General features: G+C 46.3%; 22 protein-coding genes. 15 read left to right on the forward strand and 7 right to left on the reverse strand.

Going from position 1 to position 19,312, the window contains the following annotated elements; all coding sequences use genetic code 11:
• Positions 1-104: 104 nt before the first annotated feature.
• The 5 genes from KQI_RS0112940 (at position 105) to KQI_RS0112960 (ending at position 5,205) form a co-directional block, all read left to right on the forward strand.
• Positions 105-743, forward strand: a complete 639-nt coding sequence (locus KQI_RS0112940; RefSeq protein ID WP_010347191.1) for a ThuA domain-containing protein — start codon at positions 105-107, stop codon at positions 741-743.
• Positions 744-845: 102 nt separating this feature from the next.
• Positions 846-1,205 (forward strand): phasin family protein, encoded by a 360-nt coding sequence (locus KQI_RS0112945; RefSeq protein WP_010347192.1) that lies wholly within the window; start codon positions 846-848, stop codon positions 1,203-1,205.
• On the forward strand, positions 1,206-2,882 hold the full coding sequence (locus KQI_RS0112950; RefSeq protein WP_010347194.1) for an ABC1 kinase family protein: 1,677 nt from the start codon (positions 1,206-1,208) through the stop codon (positions 2,880-2,882).
• A 30-nt stretch (positions 2,883-2,912) separates the two neighbouring features.
• Complete coding sequence (locus KQI_RS0112955; RefSeq protein ID WP_029390137.1) at positions 2,913-3,485, forward strand: hypothetical protein; 573 nt, start codon at positions 2,913-2,915, stop codon at positions 3,483-3,485.
• Between the two features lie 271 nt (positions 3,486-3,756).
• The gene (locus KQI_RS0112960) at positions 3,757-5,205 is read left to right on the forward strand and encodes a SulP family inorganic anion transporter (protein WP_010347196.1); all 1,449 of its coding nucleotides are present in this window, start codon (positions 3,757-3,759) and stop codon (positions 5,203-5,205) included.
• 302 nt (positions 5,206-5,507) lie between these two features.
• On the opposite strand, the gene KQI_RS0112965 is transcribed toward KQI_RS0112960, so the two are convergent.
• On the reverse strand, positions 5,508-5,777 hold the full coding sequence (locus KQI_RS0112965; RefSeq protein WP_010347197.1) for a helix-turn-helix domain-containing protein: 270 nt from the start codon (positions 5,775-5,777) through the stop codon (positions 5,508-5,510).
• A 185-nt stretch (positions 5,778-5,962) separates the two neighbouring features.
• On the opposite strand from KQI_RS0112965, the gene KQI_RS0112970 reads away from it, so the two are divergent.
• The 5 genes from KQI_RS0112970 (at position 5,963) to KQI_RS28825 (ending at position 8,252) form a co-directional block, all read left to right on the forward strand.
• Complete coding sequence (locus KQI_RS0112970) at positions 5,963-6,322, forward strand: hypothetical protein (RefSeq protein ID WP_010347198.1); 360 nt, start codon at positions 5,963-5,965, stop codon at positions 6,320-6,322.
• A 707-nt stretch (positions 6,323-7,029) separates the two neighbouring features.
• On the forward strand, positions 7,030-7,290 hold the full coding sequence (locus tag KQI_RS26850; protein ID WP_010347199.1) for an NADPH-dependent FMN reductase: 261 nt from the start codon (positions 7,030-7,032) through the stop codon (positions 7,288-7,290).
• 66 nt (positions 7,291-7,356) lie between these two features.
• On the forward strand, positions 7,357-7,599 hold the full coding sequence (locus KQI_RS0112980) for a (4Fe-4S)-binding protein (protein WP_029390138.1): 243 nt from the start codon (positions 7,357-7,359) through the stop codon (positions 7,597-7,599).
• Between the two features lie 2 nt (positions 7,600-7,601).
• Positions 7,602-7,883: a GNAT family N-acetyltransferase gene (locus KQI_RS0112985; protein ID WP_010347201.1), complete on the forward strand. Its 282-nt coding sequence runs from the start codon at positions 7,602-7,604 to the stop codon at positions 7,881-7,883.
• 261 nt (positions 7,884-8,144) lie between these two features.
• Positions 8,145-8,252, forward strand: a complete 108-nt coding sequence (locus KQI_RS28825; RefSeq protein WP_169314553.1) for a putative metal homeostasis protein — start codon at positions 8,145-8,147, stop codon at positions 8,250-8,252.
• A gap of 287 nt (positions 8,253-8,539) precedes the next feature.
• On the opposite strand, the gene KQI_RS0112990 is transcribed toward KQI_RS28825, so the two are convergent.
• Positions 8,540-9,502, reverse strand: a complete 963-nt coding sequence (locus tag KQI_RS0112990) for a substrate-binding domain-containing protein (RefSeq protein WP_010347202.1) — start codon at positions 9,500-9,502, stop codon at positions 8,540-8,542.
• A 271-nt stretch (positions 9,503-9,773) separates the two neighbouring features.
• Here KQI_RS0112990 and modA point away from each other — a divergent pair, with 271 nt between their 5' ends.
• Together modA and modB are read left to right on the forward strand one after the other, a co-directional pair.
• Positions 9,774-10,634, forward strand: coding sequence for a molybdate ABC transporter substrate-binding protein (modA, locus tag KQI_RS0112995; RefSeq protein WP_039774386.1), 861 nt, complete (start codon positions 9,774-9,776; stop codon positions 10,632-10,634).
• A gap of 3 nt (positions 10,635-10,637) precedes the next feature.
• Positions 10,638-11,303, forward strand: a complete 666-nt coding sequence (gene modB / locus KQI_RS0113000; RefSeq protein ID WP_010347204.1) for a molybdate ABC transporter permease subunit — start codon at positions 10,638-10,640, stop codon at positions 11,301-11,303.
• A gap of 270 nt (positions 11,304-11,573) precedes the next feature.
• On the opposite strand, the gene KQI_RS0113005 is transcribed toward modB, so the two are convergent.
• Complete coding sequence (locus tag KQI_RS0113005) at positions 11,574-12,806, reverse strand: PHB depolymerase family esterase (protein WP_010347205.1); 1,233 nt, start codon at positions 12,804-12,806, stop codon at positions 11,574-11,576.
• A 368-nt stretch (positions 12,807-13,174) separates the two neighbouring features.
• Between KQI_RS0113005 and KQI_RS0113010 the strand changes: the two genes are divergently transcribed.
• From KQI_RS0113010 to brnQ, 3 genes are all read left to right on the forward strand, one after another.
• Positions 13,175-14,719, forward strand: coding sequence for a phytoene desaturase family protein (locus tag KQI_RS0113010; RefSeq protein ID WP_010347206.1), 1,545 nt, complete (start codon positions 13,175-13,177; stop codon positions 14,717-14,719).
• Complete coding sequence (locus KQI_RS0113015; RefSeq protein ID WP_010347207.1) at positions 14,691-15,305, forward strand: TetR/AcrR family transcriptional regulator; 615 nt, start codon at positions 14,691-14,693, stop codon at positions 15,303-15,305. The genes KQI_RS0113010 and KQI_RS0113015 overlap by 29 nt, the downstream gene beginning before the upstream one ends.
• A gap of 268 nt (positions 15,306-15,573) precedes the next feature.
• The gene (gene brnQ, locus KQI_RS0113020) at positions 15,574-16,890 is read left to right on the forward strand and encodes a branched-chain amino acid transport system II carrier protein (protein WP_010347208.1); all 1,317 of its coding nucleotides are present in this window, start codon (positions 15,574-15,576) and stop codon (positions 16,888-16,890) included.
• 192 nt (positions 16,891-17,082) lie between these two features.
• On the opposite strand, the gene KQI_RS0113030 is transcribed toward brnQ, so the two are convergent.
• The 4 genes from KQI_RS0113030 to KQI_RS0113045 all read right to left on the reverse strand — a co-directional run bounded on the left by KQI_RS0113030 (position 17,083) and on the right by KQI_RS0113045 (position 19,203).
• Positions 17,083-17,643, reverse strand: coding sequence for a hypothetical protein (locus KQI_RS0113030; protein ID WP_010347209.1), 561 nt, complete (start codon positions 17,641-17,643; stop codon positions 17,083-17,085).
• Between the two features lie 63 nt (positions 17,644-17,706).
• Positions 17,707-18,342, reverse strand: coding sequence for a hypothetical protein (locus KQI_RS0113035; RefSeq protein WP_010347210.1), 636 nt, complete (start codon positions 18,340-18,342; stop codon positions 17,707-17,709).
• Positions 18,333-18,530, reverse strand: coding sequence for a hypothetical protein (locus tag KQI_RS0113040; RefSeq protein WP_010347211.1), 198 nt, complete (start codon positions 18,528-18,530; stop codon positions 18,333-18,335). The genes KQI_RS0113035 and KQI_RS0113040 overlap by 10 nt, the downstream gene beginning before the upstream one ends.
• A gap of 28 nt (positions 18,531-18,558) precedes the next feature.
• A complete protein-coding gene (locus KQI_RS0113045) occupies positions 18,559-19,203 on the reverse strand; it encodes an immunity 50 family protein (RefSeq protein ID WP_010347212.1) in 645 nt (214 codons plus the stop codon).
• Positions 19,204-19,312 lie beyond the last annotated feature (109 nt).

Here is a 19,312-nt window from a genome sequence, read left to right on the forward strand (position 1 = left end):
TTTATATATGCTGTAGCTTCGGACAATGATGGCGTTGTTATGTGAAATGGATGAGGCCAACGCCTTAAGAGTCCTTATATACAAGCCCGGCAAGGAGGATTAACATGGACAGAAGAAAAGCATTGCTATTAGGAGATTATTCGTACCCGGAGTTTCACCCGCTGCAAGGGGTGGACGAAGAGATTAGCCATATTTTACAGGATTCGATGACGGTACAATGCAGCGAAAATCGTAAAATGCTGCTAAAGGAAAATCTGGCCTCATTCGATCTATGTATTTCGTACTGCGATAGTCGCAAGGAGGTTTTGACCCCTCAACAAACGGCAGGACTGCTGTCCTACGTCAGCGGCGGAGGCGGATTGCTTGTGCTGCATAATGGAATTACGCTGCAAGGACGGTATGAAATTGCACAGCTGATGGGAGCACGTTTTCAGCGGCATCCGGCTGCGGGGCTGCTTTCCTTCAAGGTAACTGAGCCGGATCACCCGATCATGGAAGGAATTGAACCATTCGAGATCCAAGAAGAGCCCTACCGTTTTGATTTTGACCCATTCACTGAAAAAACACTGTTGATGGAATACGAGTATGAGGGTCAGTGGTGGCCAGCCGCATGGTCATTGTCCTATGGTTTGGGTCGGGTCGTCTACTTGATGCCTGGACATAATCAGCCAAGCTTCCAGCACGAGGGATACCGCAAGCTGCTGCTTCAGGCTGCCAAGTGGGCCGGACGCTTTCCGGGTTAAATATAATAAATACCGTTCTTAGGAGAAGGGGGGCTGCAAACTTTATGCGGCTCCCCTTTTCAGGTTATACTATAGGTAATCACAGGTAGGGGAGGATATATCATGAGCGATTTGTTCAAAAAAGCCATCTCATTGGGATGGGGCCTCACCATTGTCAGCAAAGAAAAAGTGGAGAAAGCCGTCGAGGATCTTGTACACCGGGGAGAACTTGCGCCCTCAGAATCCAAAGCGCTGATCGAACGTCTGATCGAACGGGGTGCGGAGGAGCAGGGCCAATTCAAAACGCTGATCCGCGAGCAGGTTAGCCGCATTTTGCAGGAGCTGGAAGTACCTACCGAAAATGATGTCGCAAGTTTGGAGCAACGTGTGGCATTATTGGAAAAACAGGTAGCAGAACTGGAAAAAGAAAAGGCTGCGCTTACGGGTTCGAGCGATGACGAAGAAGCGAATCGGCTGGATTAAATGGCAGTTCGTATGAAGCATGCCGGTCGTTACCGGGAAATTGCCATGGCGCTGGCGCGTCATGGCTTTGGCTATATGGTGGAGGAAATGGGCCTGTTCCAGCTACTGTCACTGCCGCGCAAATGGCTGACGAGAGAAGCTCCCGAGCCCGAGTCCAAAACGCTGGGTGAACGGATACGACTGGTGCTGGAGGACCTGGGGCCTGCATTCATCAAACTTGGACAGTTGGCAAGCACGCGTGCCGACCTGCTGCCAGAGCCTATTATCCGTGAGCTGGTCAAGCTTCAGGATCAGGTGCCGCCTTTTTCGCCTGAAATGGCGCGCGGCATTTTGGAGCAGGAGCTGGACACGTCATTGGAGGACATACTGGCTCGTTTTGACGATGTTCCGCTGGCTGCTGCTTCGATTGGACAGGTGCATCTGGGCAAGCTGCACAGCGGTGAGATGGTCGCCATTAAAATCCAGCGTCCAGGCGTTAACCGTGTCATCCGACGAGATTTGGATATTTTGCGGGAATTGACTGCAATGGCAGCCAAGCGTTGGGAATGGGTGGAGCGTTATCAGGTTCGCCAAATGGTGGAGGAACTGGGGAAATCGCTCATTCAGGAGCTGGACTACAACCATGAGGCCCGTAATACAGAAAAGATTGCGCTCCAATTTGAGCAGGACCCACATATCTATATTCCGAAAATATATTGGGATCATACCTCTTCCCGCATACTGACCATGGAGTTTCTGGAAGGAACCCATTTGGGTAGTCGCGAGGAGTTGTTACGCCGTGGATATAATTTGAAAGAATTGACGCAGCAGTTGGTAAACAGCATGCTGCATCAGATTTTTATAGAGGGCTTTTTTCATGCCGATCCTCATCCCGGGAATTTGCTTGTCCTGAAAAATGGCCGTCTCGCTTACCTCGACTTTGGCATGACCGGGCGACTAAGTGAAGAGATGAGGAATCATCTGGCCTCCCTCATTATTGCATTGATGCGTAAAAACACCGATGCTATGGTGCGGGCCATCGAACGGCTGGGCCTGGTCGAACCGGCCACCGATTTGAATGCGCTGCGTGCCGATCTGGATAAGATGCGCGAAGATTACGCGGATGTTCCTTTCTCACAGGTCAGCATTGGCGATGCTCTGAACGACCTGTTTGGTGCAGCACAGCGCCATCGAATCGGTCTGCCGTCAGATGTCTTGCTGCTCGGCAAGGCGTTGCTGACATTGGAGGGAGTCGTCCAACTGCTTGACCCCGATCTCAGCATCATCGCATTGGCGGAGCCTTTCGGCAACAAGCTGCTGAAGGAACGCTTTAGTGGTCGCCGCATTCGGGGCAAGCTGCTGGGCGGTGCGACCGAGCTGGTGGAGACGCTCATGGAGCTGCCGGGACAGGCGCGGCATTTGGCCTCCATTATTAGTAAGGGCAAGCTCAAGCTGGAGGTCACCGTACCAGAGCTGGAAATGCTCCTGCGCAGACTGGATCAGATCAGCAATCGCCTGTCATTCAGCATTGTACTGTTAGCGTTCAGCATTATTATGGTTGGCCTGATTATTGGTTCATCGCTGAACCATCAGGCGACGGTGCTGTGGAATGTGCCTGCTATTGAAATTGGTTTTGTCGTGGCGCTCTTAATGGTTGCCTTTTTATTGTATTCTATCTTTAAATCAGGGAGATTTTAGATATTTACCGGAAAGGATGTGCCATGAGCCATGGATACCTATAAGATCAATACCACTCCAATCAATCATCTCCAAATAACAGATGTGCCGTGGCACCGCCTGACCACTTGTTATGGCAGGGGGACGGATTTACCGCAAATGATATCAGACGGGGAGTATAAAGCAATCACTAATCTGATTGAGCATCAGGGTACATTATGGCAAGTTACGCCGTGGGTGTTGCTTTTCTTATTGCGCAATATTCAGACGAGAAGGCCGGAACGTATTACGCTGGGTGAACTGGAATTGTATCATGTGGTCGTCGGAGCGCTGGAGATGGTACAGGAACAAGCCGATTCACAGCAGTCTGTGGAAGCCCTGACCATGCTATTGGACGAAAAATATCTATGGCCTGAAAACAACGATCCCGAAGAAGATGAACTGGAGTGGGAAGAGGAGGAAGCACGCGGCTATGATCCAGTGGCTTTTTGGAGCTACTATGATTATAGCTACCAGCTATTGAAGCAAGCCCTCCCTGACTTTGAAAATATGCTCCAGCACAATTCCGAACCTGATATAGCTGAAGCCCTATCTGAGTTGGTGCAGGAATTGCGAAAATTTTAAATATAAGAAAACGAACTACGTGAAGAAAACGGCCGATATTTTAAGGAAATCGAGGATTTCTTTCCGTAAACAGCCTTTTACCCAATTCGTTTCTGTGAATCCCTTACGTTATAATGATGGACTGAATATAACGGATCGGGTTCGTTTGAGAGAGACGAGCTGAATGATAGGAGAGTCTTTGCGATTGGCCGCTGGACGGATGCCCGAATGACATCGGGTTGCGGGTCAATATGCTGCTCTCCGTGAATATAGGAGGCTGGAACGAGACGGTATGAATCTTAGACAACAATGGTTCGGTAATATCCGGGCCGATATACTTGCGGGCATGACTGTTGCACTGGCGCTGATTCCGGAGGCCATTGCCTTCTCGATCATAGCGGGTGTCAATCCCATGGTCGGACTGTATGCCTCCATCTCCATGGCCATTGTCATTTCCTTTGCAGGCGGTCGTCCGGCGATGATCTCGGCAGCAACCGGGGCGGTAGCAGTACTGGTGGTCGGCTTGGTGAAGGATCATGGCGTGGAATATCTGTTTGCAGCTACCATTTTGGCAGGGATTATTCAGGTGCTGCTGGGTGTTTTGAAAATAGGCCGATTCATCAGCTTTATTTCGCAGCCAGTCATGACCGGGTTTGTGAATGCACTGGCGATCCTCGTCTTTATGGCGCAGCTTACCCATTTTCATGGAGCGAATTGGATCATGTATGCGATGGTAGCGGGCACGCTGCTCATTGTGTATATTTTACCAAAATTCACAAAAATCATTCCTGCTCCATTGACGGCCATTATCATCATGACGATCATTACGTATGTACTTGGATTGAATGTGAAAACCGTAGGAGATATCGGTACGCTAACCAGCTCCTTGCCTTCATTCCATTTGCCGCAAATTGAGTGGTCGTGGCACACGTTATGGATTTTGCTGCCGTATTCTTTTACGATGGCATTGGTCGGCTTGCTGGAGTCGCTGCTAACAGCCAGTATTCTGGATGAAATGACCGAGACGAAAAGCGATAAAAACCAGGAAGCTCGCGGGCAAGGGATTGCCAACTTTATAAATGGCTTTTTTGGCGGTATGGGCGGTTGTGCGATGATCGGGCAATCGGTCATTAATGTCAGCTCGGGCGGCAGAGGACGTTTGTCCACTTTCACGGCTGGGGTGTTTTTGGCCTTCTTGCTGTTAGTGCTTGGCGGGGTTGTAAAAGAAGTACCAATGGGCGCATTGGTGGGCGTCATGTTCATGGTGTGTATCGGGACTGTGGACTGGAATGCACTTCGAAATATTGCCAAGGTGCCCAAGGCAGACACGTTTATTATGGTTATGACGGTGATCATCGTGGTGGCCACGCATGATTTGTCCAAGGGTGTGATCGCGGGCGTACTGCTGAGTGCATTGCATTTTGGCTGGAAAATGGCTAAAATCCGCATCAGTACGACAGAGGATAGCGATGAAAAGGTGTACCATGTTGCGGGTCCGATGTTTTTCGCTTCAACCACTCATTTTGTCGATCATTTTGAACCTGCGGATGATCCGAAGCGCGTCGTGGTGGATTTTAGCCATTCGCATGTGTGGGATCACTCGGCGGTTACTGCCATTGGCAAGGTGCTGCAAAAATACACGAAATCCGGCAAATCCATCACCCTGCGGGGGTTAAATGAGGAAAGCCGTTTAATAGTAGAGAAGCTCGGCGGTCCCTTGGTTACAGAGCCGCTCGTGTGATGAATCATATAGCACAAATCAAAGCCTGAAATGAAATTTATCCATTTCAGGCTTTTTGCTTTGTATAGGCTGATTGAAAATAACGCTACTCTCTATGCAGAATTAATATTCATGGGCTTCATCTTCAGGTATATATTCGAGAACATCGTGCAGGGTTAATGGGCGACCAGAAAGGCGAATCAGCGTTTCCATTACGGTATTAAACGTTTTAAATACGATCCGCTTGGATGTATTGTTACACATTTCGTAGATAGTATTGGGTCTGATTTTAGCCTCACGGGCGAGGTCAAGCTTTGGTAGTCTTAATGTCCCTCAATTCCATCTTCGGGAATGTATTCTACAATATCAGCAAGAGTAATAGTCCTTGTAAATCTACGTTGACGGGCGAATCTATTCAAAGCATCAAGGATATGGACTAGTGTTTCTAGTTCAAGTCTTTTGGTTTTTCCATTTACCATATCTATTACAGTAGCCGGACGTATTTTTGCTTCTACGGCCAGTTTATTTCGGGAAATATCAAGTTCTTCTAAAATATCGCCAAGTTTAAAATGATATCTATTTTGAATCTCCATAATTTGATTCTCCTTCTGTTTCATAGTACAAGAAAATCATAAAATCTATTGAAGTTTTACTTCAGAAGTAATAAAATAAAACCACAGAAGTAATACTGGTGATTTGAATTCCCGGGTTTTTAAGTGAATAGCTGTTAGTTTTTTTACTGCGAGTAATTAAAATCATAAGAGGGAGCTAAATTCTAATGAACAAAAGTAATTTTGAAAAAGTCAGCCTTATTCTTGGTCCTTGTGATCTTCCACATATGTATGAGCTTTTTGAGGGCTATCTAGTCAAGGACCGTTACGTCATGATGATTGACAATAACGTGCTTACTCTTCGACATGTAAAAAAGGAAAGACATCATTCGCATCTATATGTTAACGGCGATACAGGCGGCATCACTCTTGCCAGACATGTACAACGTGAGGACATAGATGTAATTACCGAGTTGGTCGAACGGTTGCGCAACATGGATGCATTAAGTTTTCTTACAGATGAATTGTTATGGAACACATGTCGGGAAGATATAGACTTTGATTTAGTCCGGAATAAAGGACTGTAAAATCGGTATGCGTATGATCTTGTACACCTAGTTATTTTGCCTACATAGTATATTTTAACACTAACTCGTTGTCTTTTGATAGGGAAGACGACGAACAACAAAATTCATTCTCTATGATCATTTTTGAGGTGCAGTTCAGAAGTTTTAGAAAGCCAAAGCCGCCTATGAACTGGGACGTTCCAATAGTGTTTTAAGCACATTTTGAATCGATAAGTGAACCCGTTCTCAACCGTTCCGAAAAGCATACGAAAAAGGATCGTCAGCATTTCTGCAACGATCCCTATTGTCAGTCCGCTAGTTGAAAACATCAGCTGATCACATTTATGCCTTCTTGATTTCATTGAGCTATCGTTTTCCGTTAGCGTAGCGATCTATCGCGTGATGGCCTTTCTAAAATGTAGCGTTTTGCTACCGACTGCGAAGAGTAATTATTACAAAGGCCATTGAGCAAGGGCTTATTGCCGAGAAAGATCCCATACTTGCTGTTAATATTGTTTGGGCATCACTGCATGGCACTATTCATTTGTATTTAGGGGGACATATTCAAAAGTAGGCAACTGCTAAAATATTGTATGATAGATCTGTATTAAATTTAGTTAGCATATGGCTTTGCTCATAGATCCCGCGGGAGTGGAGTCGGGGCATTTGCTTAAGGACATTTCTCGTGTAATGTGGAGTGGTTTAAACCAAGAGAAGAGAACGCAAGAATGAGCGAAAACAAACTCACCATCACTGCCATATGCGGAAGTCTTCGTGAAGGTTCTTTCAATAGAAGGGTGTTAAAGGCTGTGAAAGAGCTTGCGCCAAAACATTGGGAGATTCATCACATTGACTTATTAACGATTCCTTTTTATAATTCTGACATCGAGAGCCAAGGCGATCCCCAGTCGGTTGTCAAATTTAAAGAAAGCATTCGAAAAGCGGACGGTGTACTGATTGTCACCCTGAATACAACATGGGAATTCTAAGCGTTGCTTTCGAAGAATGAATCTTGGTCTTTAAACAAACTCATAAATGAAAGATGTGAAGGAATTATGACTAATCAGAAAGTATACTACGGTAAAGATATCGAGGTAATGTTTAATTCGGAGGTATGCATTCATTCCGGTATTTGCGTAAAAGGTCTCCCTGGTGTTTTTGATTTAAGCAAGCGTCCTTGGGTTAATCCCGATGCTGACACTATGGAGGCAATTGCCCGACATATTGACACCTGTCCAAGCGGAGCACTAACGTATAGACGTCTGGACGGTGAATATTCAACAAAGAAAGAGGGATGAACATGCATATTGTAGATCATGATTCCGCTAATAAAAGATTTCTTATTCGAGATAACGGCGGCATTGCTGCGGTGATGACGTATGTAATCTCAAGTCCGGAGCTTTACATTATTGATCACACTTTGGTCGAAAATGCTTACCGAGGACAAGGGCTTGGCGATAAGCTGGTCAAAGCTATGGTGGAATACGCGCGGGAAAACGGTATTAAGATTTTACCCTTATGCCCGTTTGCCAAGGGACGATTCGAACGTCTCTCCGAATACGCGGATGTTCTCCATAAATAATCACTAATAATATAATTATGACAATAATAAGAGAAGAGCCTGAGGGTACGAGATTTCTTCGTCCCTCTCAGGCTCTTCTCTTATCGTGACACCAACTATACAACTCACGTTTTATGGCAAGGTACATATTTCCCTAAAAGCTCTTGCATCCCAGTAGATTTAATTATATAATCTTAAATGATAATGAGAATCATAATCATTTAAGTATTTAGGCACAGACTCCCAATATGAGCCTAAGTGAATAGGGTGGGGTATGTACACATGGCGAAAGCAGACGTGACAACTGCCCGAAGACAGCTCAGCTGTCCCAACAAGGTAACGCGTAGACGAGCTTTGAGAACGGTCAAAGCTGCGAAGCGCGCGAGTTAGAGCTTCCAAGTTAACTGCAAATGGCAATACCAGTGTCAAATTTTTTAGTCTCCTCGTTTTATTTTGCACTTGCTCTCCTGATGGTGGACACAGGAAGGCAGGTGCCTTTTTTTGGATGCAATAAATATAGCGCCAGGCGGATTTCGAACTGATCTGGCGCTTTTATTTTTTAGAGCTGTATGAGCCAATCTCATATATTCTTTTTAGATCATGTGCAATTTGCTATTGACCATAATAGACTCCAACGCTCAGGAAGATTGTTCCTGAGCGTTGTTTTGTACTTCGGACTATGTCTCTAGCAAGATTTTTCCTGTCTCAGAAAGGTCATATCCCTGAATGGCTCCCAGTTCCCGCCGGAAGCTGTCCGAATGAAGAATCTGCAATATAAGATCAATCCATTCTTGTCGCTCTGGTGTGCGCAGCATGACGATATCGTACTGCTCCTGAATGAGTGGAATAAACTGCACGGACCCCACAATACTGGCGGCCTTCTCGATTCCGACACCAACATCGGCTTCGCCGGAGGCGACCTTGCCTGCCACAGCCATATGATGCGTCGATTCGTCTTCATATCCGAGCAAGGCAGTGCGGTCTATATGATGAAGACGGAGCTGCTCGTCGAGCAGGACGCGCGCGCCAGAGCCCTTCTCGCGATTCGCCAAACGCAGCCCCGGAAGCGCCAAGTCCTTCCAGCCCTGTAAGCCATAAGGATTCCCTATCTGGACATACAGCCCTGCTTGCCGGGATAACAGACGGATGACGAGGTACGAGAAGCCGTTCAAAATTTTGCGAATATAAGGCAAATTATACTCACCGCTGTCGCCGTCCCACAGATGCGTACTGACGATGTCTGCTTTGCCCTGGTACATAGAGATGAGACTGTCCAGACTACCCCCATATGAGCGGAGCGGGCGAATGGACGTCTGTTGGCTCTCAAGATGCTTGACGAGGATGTCGAGGCTGATGTCCTGGCCAGTAATGACTGCTGTACTGGAATTCTGCGCCGAACCGCCTGATAGCGAATGCGGCGGGATCGTCACGGATATGGGTGTGGGTGATGGGGCGTGCCTCAGCAGTTGGCTTTTGGAGCGCTGCTTGTAAGCTTCGAGATCACTGGCATCCACCCGCATTTGCTTACCTACCCGGTACGAGGGGATCTCTCCTTTTTTGATCAGATCATAGACGGTCAGCTTGGATATCTTCAGTAGCTTGGCTATTTCCTCAGTCGTATAGGATTCAGGAGAATTCATAGTAGACCTCCATTAGTAACAGTATGATTGAAATGTAACAATTTCTGTGATGTATCATGCACAGTGTCTTATCTATTGTACACCAAATCATCTGGCATAACAGAGGCTGGCGAAAAAGTCAGGAACATCAAGCTTCTAAACAGGCATAAGTGATACTTACCAACTAGCTTTTTGGTGGTTTACAAGGATTATCTTCATAGCTATAATGAGATATGAATTTATACGAGTTATATCTAATTATAACTAAATATGATTGAACGGGGGATGTAATTTGAGAAGAATCAAGTCTACGATTGGAAGTCTAGTAGCTATATGGGCACTAGTGGTGTTAGTTGCTTGCGGTTCCCAGAGTGCTGCGCCCGCAGCTCCTGTAAAGTCGGATGCACCAGCAGCACAAACAACAACGGAGAATACAGCAGGCACGAAGGCACCGGACCAGCAACAGGTGGAGTTGACGATCTCTGCAGCGGCAAGCCTGACGGACGCCCTGAATGAGATTAAGACCGGATATGAGCAGGAGCACCCGAATGTGAAGCTGAACTTTAACTTCGGCGCCTCCGGTGCACTTCAGCGTCAGATTGAGCAAGGAGCGCCCGCAGACGTCTTTATCTCTGCATCTACCTCCAGCATGAAGGCGCTTGAGGGGAAAGCACTTGTCAAGAAGAGCAGCACGTTGCTCGCGAATGATCTGGTATTAGTCGTTCCTGCTAAGGATGGAGTGGCGATCAAGAAACTGGATGACCTGAAGGGACAAGACATCAAGAAAGTCGCGATTGGCATTCCGGACAGTGTGCCTGCGGGGAAATATGCACAGGAAGTGTTAACGAATCAAAAGCTGTGGAGTGAATTGGAGCCGAAGCTGGTACAAGCCAAGGATGTGCGACAGGTGCTGCAGTACGTAGCAACAGGTAACGCGGATGCGGGCTTCGTATACAAGACGGATGCACTTTCCACGAAGGATACAAGCATTGCGTTAACAGTCGACTCCAAACTTCATTCTCCGATTACCTATCCGCTCGGTTTGGTGGCTGCCACAAGTCATGAGGAGGATGCAAGTCAATTCTACGATTATTTGCAAACCGAGCCTGCGCTCCAGGTGATGGAAAAGTACGGCTTCCGTAAGGCGAATTAGTTGTTGACTGCTGTGAATTGGGCGGAATTTTGGCCTCCGGTACAGCTATCCTTGCAGGTCGCTTCTCTGTCCTGTGTGATCGTGTTGGTCCTAGGAGTACTGGCAGCCCGCTGGATAAGGCGAAGCCGCATACGTGGCAAGCTGATGCTGGAGACCATCTTCATGCTTCCATTGGTGCTGCCTCCGACGGTAGTCGGGTTCCTACTCTTGGTCATTCTGGGACGCCGAAGCTGGTTAGGACAATGGATCGAATGGTTGTTCCACGCGTCAGTCATCTTCTCCTGGTGGGCGGCGGTGCTGGCGTCTATCGTTGTGGCATTCCCGCTCGTCTATCAGACAATGAAGACGGCATTTGATGCGGTGGACCGCTCGCTGGAGGACTCGGCCAGATCGGCAGGGGCTGGCGAATGGCAGGTGTTTCGCTACATTACGCTGCCGATGTCCTATCCTTCACTGCTGACCGCCGCGATACTGGGCTTCGCACGGTCGCTTGGCGAGTTTGGAGCGACGCTGATGATTGCCGGGAACATTCCGAATAAGACGCAGACGGTACCTACGGCGATCTATGTAGCTGTCGATGCGGGGAATCAGACGATGGCCTGGGCGTGGACGATTGCCATTGTCTTAATTTCATTCATTATGCTGCTTGTTGCGAGAAGGAAGACTTGAGCAAATGGAGTGTAATGATGTGTGTAATGCAGGCAATGAAAGCAGTAAAGGTAATATAGCCTAGAGGAAGTAAAAGAAGCAGAGGTAGTACCTTAGACTATAAAGCTGTTTGCGCAGGACTGAGTATCTGCGCAAACAGCTTTTTTTGCCCTTAGGGGTTGCAGCCAGACCGCAGCTGCTGTAGAACACCGGATTTATATGTTTATGCACCACCCCACAGGTTAGCGGAATGGATTGAAGAATCGGTGGTTAATCAACAGGCCTGTAAATTTATTTCTTTTGTGCAAACAGCCATTCAATCATATCCTGATTTTGCAAAGCGGGAACCCAGGAGAAGTGCCCTACAGGTTTGATAATTCCTGCCTCGTATTCAGTAAAGTGAATGAGGCTTCCGTTTTGTGCTTTAATGGCATCTACCATTTCCTGTGAGTTTTTAGGACTTACGGTAGTATCGTCTGCAGCATGGAAGGCCCAAATCGGAACGTTTTTCAGTACTTCGACGTGTTTAGGATCAACAGGCGCATACATGTTAACGGCTTTTTCATAGTTGGTCAAACCGGCAATCGGCACACCTGCGGCGAACAGATCAAGATCTTTTTCCAACAATCTCCACGTTCCCATAGCTCCTTGAGAAATACCAACGATATAGATTCGGTTGGTGTCGATCGGATATTTTAACGCCGCTTCACGCACCAATTCGGCTACAACGCTGTTGCGCGGCTCATCCGCCCAAATGAATTTATGCTCCAAGTCAATCGGGCTTTGTGGAGCGATTACGAAGGATGGGTGTTTGGCTTGCTGCTCAGGAGAAGCCCAAGTGACAGCACCGGCATTCGCCAGCAGGTTGACTCCGTTTCCGTCACCGCGTTCGCCGTTTCCGTGCAGGAATACAACCAGCGGGTAGGTTTTGCCAGGCTCTACTTTAGGTTCAAACGCAAAGTAGTTCAGCTTGTAGCCGTCTTTATTTTCAAAGGTGTTTTTTTGGAAATCGTCTACAATGGGTGTCACTTTATTGGTTGCTTTTACAGTCTGTGCAGAGGCTGGAACGACTGTTTTCTTTTGCGTTGCAATATCTTTCTTTTGACTAATGTAATAATTCAACGGATTGATGAGGTTGACTGCGCTTGTCGAATCGTAAGTAAGAGTGCTTGCATTTTTATCCTGCGTGTCCAGCTCGATCACGACATATTTGCCATGAGTACTGCGGTTGGTGATGGCACCGGTCTCGTTGGTATATACACCGGTCACAGTTCTGTCTGTGTATACATCATTGAGTACAGATTGAACCTGAAAGCTGGAAGTGGACAAGGATGCCCCATCAATATTAGTGCTGTATTTCAGTACAACGGCAGAAACGACCTCACCCAAAGGCTGTACCTGAGTAAGCAGGGTAGCCTGTGGTGCTGGGACATCGGCTGCTGCGGCAGAGCTGGAAGATGGGTAAAAGATCGTAAGCAGGAACACAAAAGATAGTAGAACAAGGGCGAAACGTCTTTTTTGCATGAGATTAATCTCCTTTGGTGTTATTTTTTAAAGCGCTTACCACATGTTTGGGATGTTTGTCTGTATCTTGTTGCGTGCATATAAAATGAAAAAAAGGCAAACTCCGGGTACACAACACTAATGTACTCGGGTTTTGCCTTTTCAGTAACAATCCCACTTGAAGGATAGCATCATCATTGGAATCTGACAAGTGAAAGCGCTACAATTTTGGATATTTTTTTATAAAAGAAGCTAATCTCTTATATTTCACTGGATAGCTGGCAGGTTGCCAAGAAAACAGGGCTTTCCAAGCATGGTATTTTGATATATAATTCTTTCGACTTAACACTGTTAACTAAAATAACGATGTTAAAAAAGGGGATGAAATCATGAGTAAATATGATGTTATTGTCATCGGCGCTGGATTGGGTGGCTTGTCCTGTGCAGCACGATTGTCCGCGCTCGGTTACCGGACCGCTGTTTTTGAAAGTCATACGCTGGCTGGCGGTTTTGCAACTGAATTTACAAGAAAGGGGTATACCTTTGATGTATCCCTGCATGGTGTAGGTGGACTTGAGGAAGGCAGCTTCGGACAGATGCTTAAGGGCTGCAATGCGGACCAGCGAATTGTGCCTCTCCGCAAAAAGCACCCCTACTCGATTCGTTGGGAAGGGCAGATCATTGATATCCCATCCGATGTGCAAGACTATGTGAAGCTCCTCAAAGACATGTTCCCTGCTGAGCAGACAGCTATCGACAAGCTGTTTGCAGGTATTCGTCGTTTTGCGGCAGGTTTCTCTGCCTTTTCTTCCTCTTCCCCCGGTCTCTGGCGTAAGGCAGCGGGTTTGCTCAAAGCAGGAACCTTCTTCCGCTGGACGCAAATGACCACCTGGGAGGCTGTAAGCCAGTTTGGGCTGTCTGACCGATTTACGGAATTTTTCACTGCACTTTGGCCCTATTATGGCTTGCCCCCGAAGCGGCTTTCGGCTTTGTACTTTTTTACTCCCTGGATCGGCTATCATCTGGAGGGAACGTATTATATTCAAGGAGGCGCACAGGCGTTATCCAATGCACTGGTGGCTGCGATTCAATCAGCTGGTGGAGAGGTACACCTGCGTAGTCAGGTATCTGAAATTATGCTCGAAGGCGGTAAAGCAGTCGGTGTCCGTCTGAAAAAAGGGGATGCCTATAAAGCCAATTGGATTGTATCCGGGATCAGTCCTCACCATACCTATGGCCGTCTGCTGGAGCACCATGCTGCTGCCCGTCGTGAGCTGGAGGCCATCAGCAGGCTGGAGATGGGTACGTCTCTCACCCAATTGTATCTCGGGTTATCCTGTGAACCTCATGAGCTTGGCATTACCGAAGAAGACCTGATTTTGTATGATGTACCGGATTCGGAGAGAGATTATGAATTCATGATGAACGGCCAGTATACCAAAGGCAACTGGATGCTTACCAATTATAACGCCATGGACCCCACGCTTAATGAGCCGGGGAAAGGTGTGATCGCAGTTACATTTTTGGACAGATTGGAGAACTGGCCTGCAACACGTTCCGAATATAAAGCCAAAAAGGAAATCGTAACACGGCAGATACTGGAGCGTCTTGAGCAGCTGTATCCGGGTTTTGGCAGTAAAGTGGTGGTGGCGGAGCTGGGCACACCGCGGACGATGCAGCGCTATACCGCCAATCCCGGCGGGGCTGTATACGGCTTTGCGCAAACAGCGCGGCAGTCCGGTCTGAAAAGACTGAAACATAAATCCGTTGTGGCTCGTCTGTCATTGGTAGGAGCCTGGACACAGCCCGGGGGCGGGTTTCAAGGGTCTATGAGCTCGGGTATAATGGAAGCTGATTGCATCGCCGCCAAATTGGGTCAGGCAGAAAGGAACAATACATTTACTCATGAAACATATCAAACGCCGAGAACGTGAAGGCAATGAGATCCGCCGAAAAATTATCGAGGCTGCCCGGTCGCTGTTCCTGAACCAAGGGTACGCCGAAGTCTCTATGCGCAAGATTGCGGATCAAATCGAATATTCACCAACGACTATTTATCATTATTTTGCCAATAAGGAAGCTGTTGTGCGTGAACTGCTGTTAGAAGGAAATGCCTTGTTTCTGCAGGCACTTCAGCAGCGCCTGGAGGAAGTAGAGGCAGCGGGATTGAATGCCTTGGATAAGCTGAAAACGGTGTCTGATGCTTATGTCCGTTTTGGAATGGCCAACCCGGAATATTACAACATCCTGTTCATCAGCGACCTTGAGTCCGTAAGCCTGGTCAGCCTTATTGACAGTGGACGCTTTAAAGGCTTTGAGCTGCTTGAGGCTGGACTCCTGACTGCTATGGAGGAAGGTAGCATCATTCAGGGAGATGAAAGCCTGATCGCCAGATCTGTATGGAGCATGCTGCATGGATTGACTTCCCTGCTCTTGAATTTTGAGCTTCCTATGACAAGTTCGAAGGATGAAGTGATTTCATTCACTATAGATACTTTCTTCCGGGGGCTAAGCCGCTGACGAAGCGGCTAACTCTCGTCTCCTCACATCACTGTACATGCGAGTCCTCATATGTCGGTTGTAGCAAGTAAAGGCAAACGGTCTATTTCGATGATCGTCCTTTGACACATCTTTATGTAATATGTTGAATATTAAAGGAGGAAAAAATATAATGAGTAGGGATTATATGATCGATTATCTGCAAATTAGCGTGCATTTCAGCAATTACAGGAATGGATTATTGACTAGGCCCTATTACATGTGATTTTTCATGGTTGGAGGATTTATTATGTCGAAAAGTGTTTCTTTGTCCTTTATTATCGTTATAGGATCCATGCTATTTGCTTTATTTTTTGGTGCAGGGAATCTAATCTTTCCACCTATGCTTGGTCAAATGGCTGGAAAGAATGTATGGATAGCTAATGCGGGTTTCTTGGTTACCGGAGTTGGCTTACCGTTACTAGGCGTCACAGCTTTTGTTTATTCGGGCAAAAGCAACTTGCAATCTTTAGCGAGTCGTGTACATCCCGTATTCGGTATTGTCTTTACAACGATCCTTTATCTGGCCATCGGCCCTTTTTTTGCTATTCCTAGAACCGGTAGCGTGTCATTTGAAATTGGAGTAAAACCTTTTTTTTCAAACGGTGCAGATTCTGTGGCACTTGTTGTATTTACTATCCTTTTTTTTACAGTTTCATGCTTGTTATCACTTAACCCCACAAAAATTATTGATGTCATCGGAAAGTTTTTAACGCCAATTAAATTGACATTCATTGGATTACTTGTGATTGTAGCTCTTATTCACCCAATTGGAAAATTCCAAGAACCTGTTGAGGGTTATACATCGCATGTCTTTTTCAAAGGCTTCCAAGAGGGTTATTTAACATTGGATGCTCTTGTAGCCTTTATTTTTGGAATTATTATTGTGAATGCAATTAAGGAAAGAGGAGTTACGACTAAAAAAGAGTTGATGATCATTTGTGCCAAGGCGATAACTATTGCGGTTATACTCTTAGCTTTTATCTATACATCTCTTTCATATATGGGAGCTTCTAGTGTTGAGAAATTGGGTGTTTTAGGAAATGGGGCTGAGGTGTTAGCTAAGGTTTCATCCTACTATTTTGGATCTTATGGTTCTATTCTATTAGGCTTAATGATTACAGTAGCGTGTTTAACGACAAGTGTGGGGCTTATTACTTCCTGCTCTTCCTTTTTCCATGGATTGTTTCCAAACCTCTCTTATAAAAGAGTAGCTGTCATGTTATCTGTATTTAGTACCCTTGTAGCCAACATAGGTTTAACACAGCTCATTAAGGTCTCAACGCCAGTATTAATGACAATATATCCTATTGCTATTTCTCTCATATTTTTAACGTTTTTACATCCCGTATTTAAAGGAAGGCCAGCAGTATATCAAGGTAGTTTGATATTAACTTTTATCATTAGTCTATTTGATGGCTTGAACGCTGCTGGAATAGAAATTAAAGTAATTAATGACTTTTTCACTCAGTTTCTTCCGTTATATGATGTAGGGTTAGGGTGGTTAATTCCGTCTGTTTTAGGGGGAGTAGGAGGTTACATATTTATGATGTTAAGGAAGAAATGATTTTACATCTATTACGAAGCAGGGGAGAAAGAGTGTAGAGATTTCTATTGAACTGCCCTGCGAAAAGAGGGGGCATTGGCCGCCTTCTTTTTGCAGGGCATAGATCGCCTGACATACCGCAAAGCGGCCGTCATGCATAGGGATAACAAAAATATCGCCTTCCCGATGTTTGATTTCTTTTGAACATCATCGTCAGGCCAGTTCTTCCTGAAGGATCTCTGTTTTTAAACCTTTAGCGCTGGTAATCGTAATACTGATCGCATCAAAGCCGTTTCGCTTCACCTCTTTAAAATCGCAGCGTTCGCCGTTGGTCAGCTCCAGCTGTCCATCCTCATCCACATCGTCTGAAAACTCGTCATCCCAATCAACATTATAAAAAGCGGTCACGCTTACCTCGAAGGTGTCCTCGCCATCTTCGTCCAGATAAGGCAACAGGGGAGTGCGATGGTTCTGCTGCTCCTCTGTATATGTTTCGCATAGCAATGCATCGTAACCATGCCGGGTTCCATCAAAAATCACGATCTGTTCGCCTGTCGCTGCATCCTCTGCAATAATGAGCTGCGGCGCAAATTCGGTTACGGCGATCAGTTCGTCCATGAGCTCTCCATAATAAAAAATGTGGAACCTCGTTTGTCCGGCCTGTGAACGGAGCTTGCCTGTCCATTCCTGCTCGCCCCATGCCTCCGGGTTTTCAGGTACCACCCATCCTTCCAAATATGCGGGTCCCAATTTAGAATGTTGTGTTTCTGTCATCATTAAGCCCTTCCTCTCTGCTTTTTTTAAACTCTCTTAACCTATCGAACTGTCCCATAAAACCTAAGTCTGTGACATGGATAAGGTGACGATTTTATTGTCCTCATCCACGTCTACCTTCACATTTACTCCCAGTTTGTCCTTGAATAGCTTGCTGATATTGATATAGTTATCCTTCACCGTACTGCTCGATCCACCGGTGGTGCGAGTCATCCCTGCCGTGATGATCGAACGAACGTATGCCTTGTCGAGTTTGGCTTCAGGGTTGTAGGTGTAGATCATTTGCTCCTGTTGATTGTAAAAATGGGTTAATACCGTGTAGTCATTTGCGTTCTCATACTGCTTTTCCTCACGAACATATTCGGGATGATCCATGGTGTAGTGGACTTCTCCATCCAGGAAAGGATTTTCCTTGGAGGATCTGAGTTCATATTGTCCATAGGCCAGCTGGAACAGGTACTCCATGCCAGAACCCTCCACCTGATAGTAGAGCTGGCGATCGTCTCCTTTTTTATCGATAGCGGTAAAGCTGCTGATTAAAGGCCAGGCGTCGTACCTTTTACCTTTTACCTCAATGGCGAGCTTGTATTTAATAAGCACCTTTTCACTTTGAAATAACCCAAAGCTGCTCATAATGAAATAGGCAGGCACACATAAAATTCCGATAATAAATATGAATATAAATATTTTTACACGCATAAGTAGGGTAATTCTCCTTTGGTGGTCGATGATGTGGACAGCTCCCGTTTGGCCGATACGCGGAATTCCTCGTGTTGCAGCAGTTGCTCCAGAGCATGCCGGGCAAAAGGCTGATCTTTATGCGCGCACAGCAGTGCAAAGGCCGCTTCCTTGATTAATATGTATGCATCACTACGGACTAGTTCCAAAGCTAGCCCCAGCTCGCGGGCCTCCTGTTTATTCCTCGAGTTCCGTAATCTCCGCACGGATGCCTCTGCACAGAAAGCTGCCTGATATTCCTGATAATGCATCAATATCGACGACCATATCTGCTTCTTCATAACGAAAATCAAGCTGCAAAATGATATTTTCTGCTTCTACCGGAGTTAATACATGCTCTTTGGTTTCCAGAAATGTAAAAGTTACTGCGTAACGGGGAGCGTCCTTGGCTGGAGTCTCCGGGGTGACAGGTGCCTCAGACGAAGGCTCCAGATCCGGAGATTTGGGGACTAGCACGGTAGCGGGAGATAGCTCAATCGTTAGTGTAATCTGGTCTTTCGTCATATTGGCAGCCGTAATTCGGTCATAATGAAAGGGAGGAAAGTAGCCCAGTTTTTCTACTATGCTGTCCGCTCCCTGAATAGAAACCGTTGGAGAGAAAGCCAGTTCCAACCCGATGGAGCCTGTCAGCTGATTTTCATATTGTGGATTGATACGTATAAGGGTCTGTTCTGGCTCCACCTTCAATATCGTGCCAATAAAATACTGTTTGCCGTGAATCAGTACAATATCATGGGGAACGAATGGCAACGCTCCTCCGGCTTGATATTGCATAAGATAGTCGTTATTTGTTTTTTCAACGCTTTGAACTTGAATGCGCATGTGCTGCAACCTCCTGAGGGCGTATTGGTGTAACTTCATATCCGGGGTATCTTCTTCGATCATTAGGGTCATGAATTACCCATTCTCTTACCATAATATATGACATGAG

It is taken from the genome of Paenibacillus peoriae KCTC 3763, assembly GCF_000236805.1.
GTDB lineage: Bacteria > Bacillota > Bacilli > Paenibacillales > Paenibacillaceae > Paenibacillus > Paenibacillus peoriae.